The organism is Anabaena sp. FACHB-595 (assembly GCF_048568275.1).
In the GTDB taxonomy this organism is placed as follows: Bacteria; Cyanobacteriota; Cyanobacteriia; order Cyanobacteriales; family Nostocaceae; genus Trichormus.
In genome coordinates this window covers 3,833,948-3,847,936 of the sequence record NZ_CP183473.1, presented here as the reverse complement: position 1 = coordinate 3,847,936, position 13,989 = coordinate 3,833,948, and the positions used below count along the sequence as shown (strand labels likewise).

General features: G+C 41.8%; 11 protein-coding genes and 1 CRISPR repeat array. Of the genes, 5 read left to right on the top strand and 6 right to left on the bottom strand.

The window, feature by feature from the left end; translation table 11 throughout:
• Positions 1-35: 35 nt before the first annotated feature.
• A complete protein-coding gene (locus ACN222_RS15900; protein ID WP_044521666.1) occupies positions 36-2,378 on the top strand; it encodes a CHASE2 domain-containing protein in 2,343 nt (780 codons plus the stop codon).
• An 82-nt stretch (positions 2,379-2,460) separates the two neighbouring features.
• The gene (locus ACN222_RS15895) at positions 2,461-3,264 is read left to right on the top strand and encodes a DUF928 domain-containing protein (RefSeq protein WP_010997330.1); all 804 of its coding nucleotides are present in this window, start codon (positions 2,461-2,463) and stop codon (positions 3,262-3,264) included.
• 82 nt (positions 3,265-3,346) lie between these two features.
• Here ACN222_RS15895 and hpsU read toward each other — a convergent pair whose 3' ends face one another.
• The 4 genes from hpsU to ACN222_RS15875 form a co-directional block, all read right to left on the bottom strand.
• A complete protein-coding gene (gene hpsU, locus ACN222_RS15890; protein WP_010997329.1) occupies positions 3,347-3,910 on the bottom strand; it encodes a hormogonium polysaccharide biosynthesis acetyltransferase HpsU in 564 nt (187 codons plus the stop codon).
• Between the two features lie 28 nt (positions 3,911-3,938).
• Entirely contained in the window at positions 3,939-4,880 is a 942-nt protein-coding gene (locus ACN222_RS15885) for a glycosyltransferase family 2 protein (protein WP_010997328.1), read from the bottom strand.
• A 20-nt stretch (positions 4,881-4,900) separates the two neighbouring features.
• Complete coding sequence (locus ACN222_RS15880; RefSeq protein WP_010997327.1) at positions 4,901-5,842, bottom strand: glycosyltransferase; 942 nt, start codon at positions 5,840-5,842, stop codon at positions 4,901-4,903.
• 189 nt (positions 5,843-6,031) lie between these two features.
• Complete coding sequence (locus tag ACN222_RS15875; protein WP_010997326.1) at positions 6,032-6,826, bottom strand: hypothetical protein; 795 nt, start codon at positions 6,824-6,826, stop codon at positions 6,032-6,034.
• 353 nt (positions 6,827-7,179) lie between these two features.
• Between ACN222_RS15875 and cobU the strand changes: the two genes are divergently transcribed.
• Positions 7,180-7,734: a bifunctional adenosylcobinamide kinase/adenosylcobinamide-phosphate guanylyltransferase gene (gene cobU / locus ACN222_RS15870; RefSeq protein ID WP_044521660.1), complete on the top strand. Its 555-nt coding sequence runs from the start codon at positions 7,180-7,182 to the stop codon at positions 7,732-7,734.
• A 128-nt stretch (positions 7,735-7,862) separates the two neighbouring features.
• Positions 7,863-8,294 carry a hypothetical protein gene (locus ACN222_RS15865; RefSeq protein WP_010997324.1) on the top strand — a complete coding sequence of 144 codons (432 nt, stop codon included), beginning with the start codon at positions 7,863-7,865 and terminating at the stop codon, positions 8,292-8,294.
• A gap of 60 nt (positions 8,295-8,354) precedes the next feature.
• Here the strand turns inward: ACN222_RS15865 and ACN222_RS15860 are convergent, their stop codons facing one another.
• Positions 8,355-8,747 carry a thiol-disulfide oxidoreductase DCC family protein gene (locus ACN222_RS15860; RefSeq protein ID WP_044523109.1) on the bottom strand — a complete coding sequence of 131 codons (393 nt, stop codon included), beginning with the start codon at positions 8,745-8,747 and terminating at the stop codon, positions 8,355-8,357.
• A 171-nt stretch (positions 8,748-8,918) separates the two neighbouring features.
• On the opposite strand from ACN222_RS15860, the gene ACN222_RS15855 reads away from it, so the two are divergent.
• A complete protein-coding gene (locus ACN222_RS15855; protein WP_044521656.1) occupies positions 8,919-9,830 on the top strand; it encodes an AraC family transcriptional regulator in 912 nt (303 codons plus the stop codon).
• A gap of 86 nt (positions 9,831-9,916) precedes the next feature.
• Positions 9,917-10,534: a CRISPR direct-repeat array (repeat unit 37 nt; unit sequence GTTTCAATCCCTAATAGGGATTATATGGTGTTGCAAC).
• A gap of 318 nt (positions 10,535-10,852) precedes the next feature.
• On the opposite strand, the gene ACN222_RS15850 is transcribed toward ACN222_RS15855, so the two are convergent.
• The gene (locus ACN222_RS15850; RefSeq protein ID WP_010997321.1) at positions 10,853-13,918 is read right to left on the bottom strand and encodes an EAL and GGDEF domain-containing protein; all 3,066 of its coding nucleotides are present in this window, start codon (positions 13,916-13,918) and stop codon (positions 10,853-10,855) included.
• Between the last annotated feature and the right edge of the window lie 71 nt (positions 13,919-13,989).

Here is a 13,989-nt window from a genome sequence, read left to right as displayed (position 1 = left end):
CTCCAGTGGTGGGGAATCGGAGCAAAACGGCAGTCATGGCAAAGTTAGTAGTACTAAAATTTGGAGATGGTAGTTTTGAGCAAGGGTTTACCGTAACTCTTCAGATTGGTGAAGAAAGCGATCGCCCATCGACGGAAATCACAGGTAAACTCCCACCATGTCCCGAAATCTTACTTTACTACTCTCGCTGGCAGTCCAGCTATCTACAGCTTGGTAATGGTTATCGTCTAGATGCTGACAAAATCCAAGTTACAAATGTGTCGGTAACTCAAGATTGTCATGAGTTAGCCTTAATTGTCCGCGCTCGCTTTAATACTTGGCTGCAAGCACAAGAGTTTCGACCCTTACGGGAAAAATGGCTGGAGAAATTACAGCCCACCGATGAAATCAGAGTAATTTTACAATCAGAAAATAGCCACTTACAAAGATTGCCTTGGCATATCTGGGATTTACTGGAACGCTATCCCAAGGCAGAAATTGCCCTCTCCTCACCCAGCTATGAGCTAATTCATAAACGCCGAACTTCCAGTCCAACTGTGAATATTTTGGCAATTGTCGGTAATAGTCAGGGAATTGATACCCAAGCAGACCAAGCAATGCTGCAAAATTGTCCCAATGCGGACGTTAGCTTTTTAGTAGAACCACAACGCAAAGAATTAACAGATTATCTGTGGGGAAAAAGCTGGGATATTTTATTTTTCGCGGGACACAGTTCTAGTCAGGGAGATGATGGAATTGGGCGAATCTACCTCAATCAAACTGATAGCCTCAGCATTGGTGAATTAAAATATGCCCTGAAACAAGCGATAGAAAGGGGTTTACAACTAGCAATTTTCAACTCTTGTGATGGATTGGGACTGGCAAAAGAACTAGCTGATTTAAACATTCCCCAGATTATCGTCATGCGCGAACCTGTTCCCGATCAGGTAGCCCAAGAGTTTTTGAAATATTTTCTCCTCAGCTTTGCTAATGGTGAATCTTTATACCAAGCAGTCCGGCACGCACGGGAGCGATTGCAAGGATTAGAAGATAGATTTCCCTGTGCAACTTGGCTACCAGTAATTTGTCAAAATCCTGCTCAAAAGCCACTCACTTGGGAGGAACTCACAGAACCACCAACCCAACCAATATTTAATGATGTCCCACCAGTCTCTAAAAAACGCGGATTAAAAAGGACTATATTTTCGAGTTTGCTAGTGACCGCCGCCGTTTATGGATTAAGGTTTTTGGGCGCTTTACAAACTGGAGAACTGCAAGCATTTGATCAGATGATGCGATCGCGTCCCGATGAAGGCCCCGATCCCCGGATATTAATCGTCACCATTGACGATGAAGATTTAGCTCATCAGCGCCGTAACAACGAGTACTTAAAAGGAACTTCGATATCAGAGAAATCACTGAATTTGCTCCTAGCAAGGATATCCCAGTATCAACCAAAAGCTATTGGCTTGGATATTTATCGTGATTTCCATGCCGAACAACCAGAGTTAATCTCTCGACTACGACAGACTGAGAATTTAATTGGTATATGCAAGGGCAGTGATACCAGCGAGAATATTAAAGGCATCGAATCACCACCAGAAATTCCCCAAGAACGCCTGGGATTTAGTGATTTTGTTCACGATGATGATGGTGTAGTACGGCGACATCTCCTGTTTATGAGTCAAGAAACAGCCTCGTTATGTTCTGCGTCCTATGCCTTCAGTTCTCAATTGGCATTTCGCTATCTATCATCCTTAGGCATTCAACCAAAATTCACCTCTGGAGAAGTCATCAAAAATTTAAAGTTGGGTGATACCGTACTGCATCGTCTTTCATCTCGCATGGGAGCCTATCAAAATATTGATGCCAATGGTGGTCAAATCTTACTAAACTATCGCGCTGCCAAGAAAATCGCCGAACAGGTGACACTTACCCAGCTTTTATCTAGTCCTATCAATCCCAACGCTATTAAAGACCGGATTATACTCATTGGTGTGGTAGCCAGAGGCGACTTCCCCGACTATTGGGCTACACCATACGGCCATCTTCTAGACGAGCAAATGCCCGGAGTGATGGTACAAGCTCACATGGTTAGCCAGATTATTAGTGCTGTTTTAGATGGACGGTCTTTGTTGAGGGTTTGGCTACCTGGGTTAGAAATAGCCTGGATTGGAGTTTGGGCTGGATTGGGAGGGTTTCTCGCTTGGCAATGGCGTTTGCTCCCTCATCTAGCATTAGCAGTTGGTATTAGTTCTAGTGTTTTGTATTTATTATGTCTGAGTCTGCTAGTTTGGGGCTTTTGGGTTCCCTTTGTCCCATCAGCTTTATCCCTAGTATCAACTGTTACCGTAGTTACAATTCAAAATTCCAAGTTTCTCAAGGAAGAGGGGGGATAGGAAGCAGGGGGCAGGGAGCAGGGGAAGACAACTGACAACTGACTAATGACAACTGACTAATTTGAATTTGGTTTTACATACTATGTCTACTTTAAAACCGATCCAACTATTATTGGCCTTAACTATTGGCTACACAAGTTTATTAAGTGCAAATTCCTGGGTATTAGCAACAACACCTGTTAACCCACATAACAATAACAATATAAGTACTGCTCACAAAAAAACTACTTTTACTCAACCACCTCTACCTAGTTCAGAACGTCGTCCTGGTGGGCGTGTTCGTGGTGGTGCTAAACGGGGTACTTGCCCATCAGTTGAACCTCAACTCACAGCTTTAGTACCATTCACTCAAGATGCTCCCACAGTCACCAATGTTTGGGGATTGACAACAAAGGCACATCCGACATTCTTGTTTTATGTGCCGTATGCCAAAGATTCTGCCTATCCGACGGAATTTGTTTTGCAAGACCAGGATACAAATATTATTTACCAAAAAGCGATCGCCCTACCTGACAAGCCAGGAATTATTAGCGTTTCTCTGCCTGCGGATGCTGTCGGTTTAGCTGTAGATAAGCAATATCGCTGGTTTTTTACCGTAGAGTGCGACCAACAAAAGCCAGCACCCCCAATTTATGTTGAAGGAGTCGTTCAAAGAGTCCAGCTTAAACCCGAAACTACCAAGCAACTAGAAACAGCATCACCATTACAACAAGTAGCCATCTACGCGGAAAATGGTATTTGGTTCGAGGCGGCCAACACACTGTTTCAGATGCTGCAAAAAAATCCTCAAGACCCAGCAATGCAAGAACGTTGGCGGAAATTACTCACTAGTATTAGCTTGGATGACGTTGTAGCCAAACCAATGATTTCTCGTAAACTTCAGTAGGGGATTGGGGAGGAATCAATTCAAAATTCAAAGTTCAAAATTCAACAATTCCCCCCTGCCTCCCCTGCTTCCCTACTCCCCCTCACTCCTTCAACCTGGGATGCTGGGGACGGCAAGGGCTACCCCAGCAAACCTGCCCAGTCGGCATACTAGTAAAAACGCTGCTGCGAGCGCCAATCACTGCGTTAGCTCCTATTTGCACCCCTGGCGCGATGAAACAATCTGTAGCGACCCAAGCACCGTTACCAATGGTAATCCCTGCTACCTTTAGTCTGAATGTCGGGTCTTGGATATCATGGCTACCTGTACAGAGGTAACTTTTCTGGGAAATTACGCAGTGTTGACCGATGTGAATCTCATCTAGACTGTAGAAAACTACATCATCGCCAACCCAACTGTAATCTCCGATGGTGACTTTCCAGGGAAAGGTAAAACGCGCAGTTGGACGAACCACCACACCTTTACCAATCCGCGCACCAAACAGACGTAATATCCAACAACGGATGTTACTAGAAAAATGGGGAGTCAGAGGAAATGCGATCGCCTGCACCAACCACCATAACAAAATATACCAAGCTGAACGCCCCCGATCAAACCAAGATTGGTCATACTGGCGTAAATCTACAAAGGGTTTGTCGTTAGTCATTAGTCAACAGTCATCTCCCCCGCATCTTCTAAGTTGTAGATTTCTCGATTTCTTGGGTGAGAGATGGCGGGATAGGATTAGATGTATTTGCAGTATTTAATGTACCACCACAATTACGTAATTCGTAGAGTTTAACGCCAATTTGATATTCATATTGACTGAGCAGCCTGCCATAAATATATCCGGCTCGACCATCTAAAAAACCTAAGCGAATAACGTAGAACAAAATAAACCTTAAAAGTGGCTTAAATGGCAGACGTACCCAGACTCTCTTGAGAAAGCGCTTGCGTTGTACGGCTTCACCAAATAAATTGGCTCCAATAGTATCGCTATCATCTTGACCTGTAATCAGGTTGTAATAAACGCGAGCTTCCCAATTGGAATAACGATTGTGTCTTTCTAACCAGTGGTAAATGTCGCGGAAATCTTCATGAAGCATATCTTCTTTGAGATAACCAACTTTGCCCTGCATGACAACGTGTTCATGGACTTCGTTATCACCAGTATTTGGTACATCTTCGGTATGCAGATTTTCGTAGCGACCTAACTTATGCTTAAATAACCGCAGATTCCAATCAGGATATTTGCCACCGTAGCGAATCCACTTACCTAAGAAAAATACACGACGATTGAGATAGTAACCTGTATATTCTTCTGTTTTGATGACTTGGGCAATTTCATCCCACAATTCATTGGGAATACGTTCATCACAGTCTACAATTAATACCCACTCGTTGCGAAATGGCAAGTTATCTAAAGACCAATTTTTCTTTTTCGGCCAGCGTCCATTAAAGTAGAACTGTACTAGATTTACACCGTAGTTTTTGGCAATTTCAATGCTCTTATCAGTACTTTGAGAATCTACAATAAATATCTCATCTGCTCTTTGTAGGCTATCAAGACAGGCTGGCAGATTAGCCTGTTCATTTTTGGCAGGAATGAGTACAGAAACGGGAACTTTAGAAGACATATATAATTTAGTTTAAGGGACTATTGACTACCTTTATTATTAGCTGTAAACAGCAGACCTTGAAGGACAGCATTTAAGTAACCTATTTGACCATAAGCATATACCAAGTTATCAAAACGTTCTGCTGGATTAGAAAAATATCGGAATGCTTTATACAAGCCACGCGCTAACCGTTCCCCACCCCTTGATAACTGTCCAACACCGGCTTTCCCTGATAGTTGTTCTCGATAACACTCACTAATTCCTTGCCACCAACCCCGATTTAAAAACCAGGAGCGATTGAGGCGTTCTGGCGCAACGTTGTGAGCAACCAAAGCTTCTGGAAGATAAGCAACTTGCCAACCCCCTGTGAGCGCTAGTTCTGTCATTTGTAGTTCCTCATTGGATAGGAGGTTTTTGCCGACGCGACCAAGATGAGGGTCAAAACCTCCAATTTCTTCGAGAAAGGTACGGCGGATAGAGTAATTCAATCCCCTTGGTGTTAAGCCTGGTTGCTGAATGTAAACCACTTTGTCCCCTAAGTCATAGGCTCCCAAGTTGCCTGCTAACCCAGAAGATAACCACCTTGGTGGCTGGGTATCTGGAGGCCATAGGAGGGTGACTTTACCACCAGCGATCGCTAGTTGAGGATAGTTTTGATAAGCAGCGTACAATACTTGTAACCAGTGAGTACTAGCAACTGCATCATCATCCAAGTAAGCCAGAATTTCGGCGCTGGCAAATTTAGCACCAGTGTTTCTGGCTACAGATAAGCCAATGGTGGGTTCAAAGACATACTTTAAACGAGAATCACTGGATCTTTGCTCGACTACTTCACGGGTGCGATCGCTAGATCCGTTGTCTATGACCACAACTTCAAACTCACCAGCAAAATCTTGCACTAACAAGCTATCAATCGCTGCACCTAGATAGGTATCTCGATTGTGTGTACAGATAATGGCAGAGATTTGCGGATCTGGCATGGTTATGGGTGGTGGATTTTACGTTCGCTCGTAATTTGTAATTCGTAATTAATCTAACTCGAAGTAAGTCGTATTGATGATTATTGAGCCGCTAATCAATCTTAAATTTTGCCCTTAACTACTGAAACTTAATCTATACTTAGCTTTCCTCCTTACCAACCGCGTTTTTGCGGAAATAATGTTATGAGTTCAGGTTTGTTGAATGTGACTATGTAAAACTACGAGGGTTTCAGCTAATTGACTGAGGCGAGTTTCCAGATATTGCTTGCGTCCCAAAAATTGACGTAATTTTTGGTAACGGGCGATCGCCATACTCACACTAGCCAACTGATCTGCTGGACATGGCCGCGACCAAACTCTACCAGAATTATCCAGCCCACAAAGATGATAACCAGTGCGGGGAGTTTGATGAGGTACTTTCCCATCATTAGCACAAATTTCTTCTACGTAATTCATGAGGCGATCAACTTCTGCGTGGCGTAACGTAGCAGTACCAACAGCTTCAGCTTCCCCAGGATTGGATTCTAACCAACCATTAACAATAGGCCCTTCTAAGTAAATATCTTGGATTTGTTGTAGTATATTGTGTAGTTCTTGCTGCCAACCAGAAACGATTTCCTGAATTTCTTGCAGCATATTTATCGCCAACGCCGGGTTTGCGCCGTGGCGATGACTACTGAAGGTAGGTGTCTTAAATTTTGGCAAGCTTGGTGTTTTGCCTAGCCCCTCCTGTGCCGGAAAAGTCTGCACAGAACTATGGTGGGGAAATAAATTCTGTTCAGGAGAATGGTCAAACTGGGTATCTATGTCCAGATTCTGTGTCTGTTCTGGGCTGTTACTTTCACTTTCGGCTGTGTCTTTACCTGCAACACTAATCCTAAAAGATAGTGGGCGTTTTGTAGAATCACTTACTTCTATCGCCGCAGTGTCCTTTGTTCCCAAATCATGTAAAGTTGCTTCAATGCGTTTTATGCCTGCTTTCATTTACCTATTCCTCAAATCTACGTTCCCCAAAGCTATATTAATAATTCAAAATGGGGGTGTTAAGATTTTTTAGCTTGTGCCAATTTTGGCATAAATAATGCTGGTGATAATTTTATCTCTTAAAAGTTATTTATTTACACTAAATTTTCTTAATGTAAGGGGTATGGGGGTTTAGGTTTATGGGTGTATAAAACCCTTATACCATTTCACTAAAATTGTGATACAAATCCGAACCCAGAAACCTTTGCAAAATATAGGTTTCTTAATTTTGAATTTTGAATTTTGAATTTTGAATTGGTATTACACCCTTCCGAAAAGAAAATTAATCCGATAAATCAATTGGGGAAACAACTTTGGGACAAGTGATCTTAATTACGGGGCCGGCTAGGTCTGGAAAAAGTGAATGGGCAGAGATTTGGGCAAGAGAGTCAGGGAAGACGGTGATTTACGTGGCTACAGCAACCAGTAACCCGGATGATGCAGAATGGCAAGAACGTATTCAACAACATCAAAACCGCCGTCCTCAAGATTGGATAACCCTAGAAGTTCCAACTACATTATCTATGACTCTGGCAGATACCAAGGCTAACAGTTGTGTTTTGGTAGATTCTCTGGGAACTTGGGTAGCGAATCTTTTAGAACAAGATGAAGTTAGTTGGGCAAGCACTGTAGCAGAATTTTTGGTAACAGTACAGCTAGTTGCGGCTGATATGGTTTTTGTGGCGGAAGAAACTGGTTGGGGCATAGTGCCAGCATACCCTTTAGGAAGGAAATTCCGCGATCGCCTTGGTGCTTTAGTCCGCCAATTAGGTGGGATGTGCGATAGCGTTTACTTAGTCACTGGCGGTTATGCTCTCAATCTCACCGCTTTGGCAACACGATTACCAGACTCAACAGATTACGAATGATTAAGTATTAATTAATAAATATTAAGAGAACTTGATTATTATTTTGCTGTGCAAAGTCAGACACTTTCTTAATAGAAAATTAAGTAGTTAGTCTGCAAAATTCCTAATACCGATTGTAAGATCGTGGTATGGCAACCAAAGAAGAAGTGAAAACATATCTTGCCTACTGGTTTCAGTTGGGTAAGAAAGTAGTGGTCGGTAATGAGGGGACACACTTGTTGCCTCAACCTATATTCCAAGGCGATCGCTATAGTCAAGAATTTGAAGACTGTTGGCAAAAGATTCTCTCACCATCAACTGGTGACTGTTATCTCGAAGGGACGGAAGAAACTATTGCCGAGCTGCTAACCCCCGGATGGGACATGATAGCTTGTGGTCGTTGCGCCATGCCAGTACCGATGCGTAATCTCGGTATGCCTCCATTATCCTGTCCCTGTGGTAGTTTACCAGGTTGGCCGAATACTGAACTACCCACACCACGATCCCCAATCAGTAACCAAGAGCAATTAAAAGTAATCCGGAATCGGCTTTTAGGGAAATTGTCTACTGCTAGGCAATGAATTAATCAGGGTAATGGGTAAAGTCTTCTTCACAATTACCAATCACCCATTACCAATTACTTATTGAGCGGTTCTATAAGGGGACTGGTAAGTACAAGAACGCTGACCAAAGAGAGTATAACGGTTATCGCGGACTTGGGCATAAACGCGATCGCCTACCCATTTCACCCCCGGTAAAGCTCGATAAGCATCGACAAAAATACTACCAAGGGGCAATAAACGACCAATTTCTTCGGCTGCGTCGCTTCCTTGCCAACGTCGTTGCGGCTCCTTAGCATCAATTAAAATTACTCCTAGTTCACAACCTTGGGGCGTAATTTCCCATTGAGCGATCGCCTGCTCATCCTGCATAGGGATATAATGGAAAATCTTGCCTTGGTCTAAGGTTTCTAGCAATTTTACTAAAGTAACGCAGAGATTACAATTGCCATCATAGATAACGTAGTAACTTATTGAACTCATAACTATTTCTGTATTGATTTAAGTATTAAGTACACAAAGTATTTTAATATAGTATTAATTCAGTAAATTTCAGTTAAATTGCCAATTGCTTTGACTAACTTAATTTTTGGCGCATACTGAATATACTGTTACACCAAAACCCAAAACCTTGGGGTGAGAATGATGTCGGAAGAGAAAATCTTAAGTGTTGATTTTACTCAAGAAGATGCCTATACAGAAATTCTACCGCGATCGCCCCTGGTTTCTAGTTATCATGCCCAATGGCAAGGTCTACGGTTAGATGTTCACCAACAGCCTGGCCATGAAACTCCAGAACACAGCCCACAGCAACACGTCCTCACTGTTAGCTTAGACCAGCAAATAGTCCGTTTAGAGCGCATACTTGATGGGCGTTTGCAGTATGAGAATATAGCTAAGGGCGATGTGGCAATCATTCCTGCCCAAACTCATCACATATCACGCTGGCAATCAGAAACAAAATTTTTAGTCCTCAGTGTAGAACCAGCTTTTTTTACACGTATGGTGATAGAAGCTGGAGATTTACAGAAAATTGAAATAAAACCTCGTTTTGCTGCACCAGATCCCTTAGTTCAACAAATTGGGCTAGCACTTCAAACAGAACTAGAATCTGAGCATAAAGGTAGCAGCATTTACATTGAGTCTCTAACAACCACGCTGTGTATTCACCTACTCAAACACTATTGCGTAACAGGTGGAACAATCCTTGACGACCATCATCATAAAGGACTTTCACACTGGAAACTCAGGCAAGCAATTTCCTACATTCATGAAAACCTTGACCAAGATTTGACTTTGGTCGATATTTCCACAGCAGTAGGAATGAGTATGTATTACTTTTCGCGCCAATTTAAGCAATCAACAGGTTTTGCACCACATCAGTATGTTATGAATTGCCGAATTGAACGCGCAAAAAAGTTACTGGGTAGCACTAACAAAACCATAGAGCAAATATGCACCCAAGTCGGCTTTCAAAGCCAAAGCCACTTCACAAATGTATTTCGTAAACTCATGGGTATTACACCCAGGGTATACAGGGAACAAGTCAAGACTTAATCGGGGCTTGGGCGCGTTGCATCAATGCGGGATGATTTCTATCACGCAGAGACGCAGAGAGGATAAAGAGTTTGAAATTTCATGTTGTTTCAATCCCTAATAGGGATTATATGGTGTTGCAACAAAGATCCTTGTCTAAATCGTTTCAGGAAATAGGTTTCAATCCCTAATAGGGATTATATGGTGTTGCAACTACCGTCTGGTCTAGACTCCATGCCCTAGTCGTTGGTTTCAATCCCTAATAGGGATTATATGGTGTTGCAACTTTTAGGAGGGATAACGCAATAACCGAAATCAAGTTTCAATCCCTAATAGGGATTATATGGTGTTGCAACCTTATAGCTGTGCGAGTTGTGTATGAAATCAATGATGTTTCAATCCCTAATAGGGATTATATGGTGTTGCAACTCTTAAAAAGGAGCTTCGTCGGTTGGGTCTTTACTTGTTTCAATCCCTAATAGGGATTATATGGTGTTGCAACCAAGCTGGTAGAGACTGGTTATTAGGTAAAATAGGTCTTTACTTGTTTCAATCCCTAATAGGGATTATATGGTGTTGCAACCGGTCTTGGTCGGGTTGCACTCCTGCATTGCCCGGTTTCAATCCCTAATAGGGATTATATGGTGTTGCAACTTCACCCACACTTGCCCCATCCCGCAAAAAGCTTGTTTCAATCCCTAATAGGGATTATATGGTGTTGCAACGGCTAGTTACAGAAGTATTGCTGTATTTGGTTTTCAAGGTTCAGTTGCGTTAATCTGTGGCAAAGATAACTTTTCAGACCTTGGGTTGTCAAGAGGAACAATGGGAATAAATTCTGGAAATTAGTCATAGCAAGGTTTTCAGAATTTGCGTCAACCCTTGGAAGGTGTCAACTACATTCAAATGTATAGAGGATAAGGCATTCAGCCATAAAAATTGAGGTTAACGGGAAAACACCTATAGGTTGACGCTAGCTCGTTGTTTCCGTAGAATTTTCTGATTCCAAACTGAATATGGCGGACAAGCCAAGATTTTGTGTTCTAAAATTCTATCTTTGCAGCCAATAACAAGCTAACTTTGTCACTACTTAAGGGCTTGGAGAACAAATATCCTTGGGCTTGGTCACACTTTAATAACTGTAGTTGTACCAACTGGTTTACTGTTTCTACACCTTCAGCCACTACACTCATTTCCAAATTACTAGCAAGTGTGACAATAGCACGGATAATTGCCAATTGCTCACTATCGCTATCAATTCGCTTCGTAAAAGAACGGTCAATCTTTAAAATATCAATGGGAAAACAATGTAAATAAGCTAAAGATGAATAACCTGTACCAAAGTCATCAATACACAACTGAATCCCTAGAGTTTTTAATTGTTGAAGAATGGTAGCAGCTTGTCCAGGACTAGCCATAATAGCGCTTTCTGTAATTTCTAGCTTGATGCTGCTAGGGTCTAGGTCAAATTCTTGTAATAGTTGCTCAATCTCCTCAACTAAATATGGTTGGGAAAACTGTTTACCGGAAAGATTGACGTTTATACTCAAATGTTGGAACTCAGGAAACTCTAAATGCCATTGTTTTAATTGTTGGCAAGATTCCCGCAAAACAAACTGACCAATCTGAATAATCAATCCAGTTTCTTCGGCTACAGGAATAAACTCGACTGGTGAGATTAGTCCTCTTTCTGGGTGTTGCCAGCGAACTAGTGCTTCAAATCCGGTAATTTTACCTGTGGCTACTGAGACAATGGGTTGGTAAACAACATACAACTCTTGCCTAGCGATCGCCCAACGTAAATCAGTTTCTAACTGCAACAGAGCTACTGCTCGGTCATACATAGTAGAATCAAATACTATGTGCCAAGCTTTACCTTGCTCCTTGGCGCAATAAAGCGCAGTATCAGCGTCTCGTAACAAATCTGCGGCTTGGACATAATCATTTGTGCTTAAAGCAATGCCAATACTGACAGTTGTAAATACTTCATATCCGCTCAAGTTAAATGGTAACTTGAGTGCCTGATGAATTTTCTCAGCGATACGGGTTGCATCATCGATAGATTGAATGTGAGATAGTAAAATTGTGAACTCATCCCCACCCAAACGAGCCAGAGTATCTTCTGGCTGTAAGCAACTTTGTAAGCGTTGAGCAAAACTCACTAGTAGCTGATCACCCACTAAGTGGCTCAAACTATCATTCACAACTTTAAAACGGTCAAGATCCAAAAATAATACAGCAAATAAATCATTTGGGGATTCTTTCGCCTGATCGATGGTTTGCGCTAACCGATCCATAAACAAAACTCGGTTGGGCAGCCCAGTCAGGTCATCGTAAAAAGCATGGTAGACTAGCTTCTCTTCCATGTTTTTCCGCTCAGTAATATCTGTGGCAACACCTTCAATCCGAATTGGCTGACCAACAGCGTCATAAATCACATGACTATGGTTATAAAGCCAGCGCACCTGTCCATCTTGCCGGAGGATTCTGTATTCTAGTTCGTGGCTACCATTCGCCAGTAATGGTTTGATTGATTGACTCACCCTTTGCTGGTCTTCTGGGTGAATCAGATCAAACCACAGCTTTGGGTTATCGTAAAATTCACAAACAGAACGACCGTAAACTTGAACTACAGCAGAATTGAGATAAAGCATCTCAAACGTATCTGCTGCAATTGACCAAATTACAGCTTCCAGGGAATTTAAAATTCCGTCTAAACGTTCCTTGCTTTCTTGCAATGAAGCTTCTGCTTGTTTGCGTAAGCGCAGCTCGTCGTAGACATCGCTAATATTAGTCAACATTCCCAACGCGCCAGTATAGTTTCTTTGCTCATCGAATAACGGCGTACAGGAAATAATTGCCCATAAGTCTGAGCCATCTTTGCAACGGAATTTAAATTTGTGTTTCTCCTGAATGCCTTGCCGACGTTGTGATAATAAGTCTTGAGCCATATCCAAGCCTTCAGCATCCATAAAGGAAAACAAGCTTGCACCCAGCATTTCTTCAATTGTGTAACCCAACATAGTCGCCATCTGTTGATTGACGAAGGTAGTTTCGTTATTTTGATTGAGTAGCCAAATTCCCTCACTGGCCGTTTCTACAATGCGACGATACTGTTCTTTTTGCTGTTGTAATGTCTCTAATACCTGTAGGTGTTGAGTTATATCGTTTTGAACGCCAATAAAATGAGTTAACTGCTCACAACTATCAAACACAGGTGCAATGTAGAGTTCATTCCAAAATTCAGTGCCATCTTTACGGAAATTTTTGATGATGACATGGCATTCTTTCTTTTCTCGAAGAGCAGAACGTAACTCCCAAAGACCAGGCTGATCTGTTTCATTAGTTTGTAAAAATCGGCAGTTTTGCCCAATAACTTCACCGGCAGAGTAGCCAGTCATGGTTTCAAAAGCTTGATTTACATAGATAATTGGATTATCTGGTTGATTGGCATCTGTCAACACAATCCCATTACTAATAGTAGCTAACACCTGTTCCATCAAATTTGAGGGAGCAGTCCAGGGACTATGTTCTATCGTAGGTAATCGCCGGCTATCACTCGTATGAGCAATCAAATGGCTAAGTTCTAGTTTTCCTAATGTATCTTTTTGTTGTTCCTCACTAGTTCCCGTGACGGTATTTACATCTGTAAATACTAAGAATGCTGCTCGTTTATGCTCATAATTAACCAGTTTGCCAGAAATTATTGCTAAAAAAGGTGTTTTATCGCTGCTTTTAATTTCTAGCACCAAGTTACTGATAAAATCGCCCTTTGCTAACTTGCTATTTAACTGAGTCCATAAATCTGAATCAGCCAAAAAATCGGGGATTAGTTGCTGAAATACCGGGTTATCAATCAGCTTGTTTTTAAATAAAATTTGATGGCTTTCTAAACCAATAATTGCTACGGGAAATGGGTTGATTTCAGCTAATAAATTAATTATTTCTTGCAAGTCTAATATGGAGTTTTCATAAGACTGAAATTCTGGTGTAAAGCCTGAATTTGCAGCCTCGCATTCACTGATAGAATCTTTTATTGGCGTTGAAAAGCCTTTGCTTTTCTGAAGATTCAGATGATTTTTGTACACTTTGCCACGCGTAAAAACCATTGTCAGATTTTTGTAAATTGCTGAGGAAGTTTAATTAGAAAACCCACTTCTGTAAAAGGCTCTGACACTTT

Excerpts from the sequence above, each read along its gene's own strand:
- ACN222_RS15900 (WP_044521666.1), top strand. The coding sequence starts at position 36 with ATGGCAAAGTTAGTAGTACTAAAATTTGGAGATGGTAGTTTTGAGCAA.
- ACN222_RS15895 (WP_010997330.1), top strand. The coding sequence starts at position 2,461 with ATGTCTACTTTAAAACCGATCCAACTATTATTGGCCTTAACTATTGGC.
- hpsU (WP_010997329.1), bottom strand. The coding sequence starts at position 3,910 with ATGACTAACGACAAACCCTTTGTAGATTTACGCCAGTATGACCAATCT.
- ACN222_RS15885 (WP_010997328.1), bottom strand. The coding sequence starts at position 4,880 with ATGTCTTCTAAAGTTCCCGTTTCTGTACTCATTCCTGCCAAAAATGAA.
- ACN222_RS15880 (WP_010997327.1), bottom strand. The coding sequence starts at position 5,842 with ATGCCAGATCCGCAAATCTCTGCCATTATCTGTACACACAATCGAGAT.
- ACN222_RS15875 (WP_010997326.1), bottom strand. The coding sequence starts at position 6,826 with ATGAAAGCAGGCATAAAACGCATTGAAGCAACTTTACATGATTTGGGA.
- ACN222_RS15865 (WP_010997324.1), top strand. The coding sequence starts at position 7,863 with ATGGCAACCAAAGAAGAAGTGAAAACATATCTTGCCTACTGGTTTCAG.
- ACN222_RS15855 (WP_044521656.1), top strand. The coding sequence starts at position 8,919 with ATGTCGGAAGAGAAAATCTTAAGTGTTGATTTTACTCAAGAAGATGCC.
- ACN222_RS15850 (WP_010997321.1), bottom strand. The coding sequence starts at position 13,918 with ATGGTTTTTACGCGTGGCAAAGTGTACAAAAATCATCTGAATCTTCAG.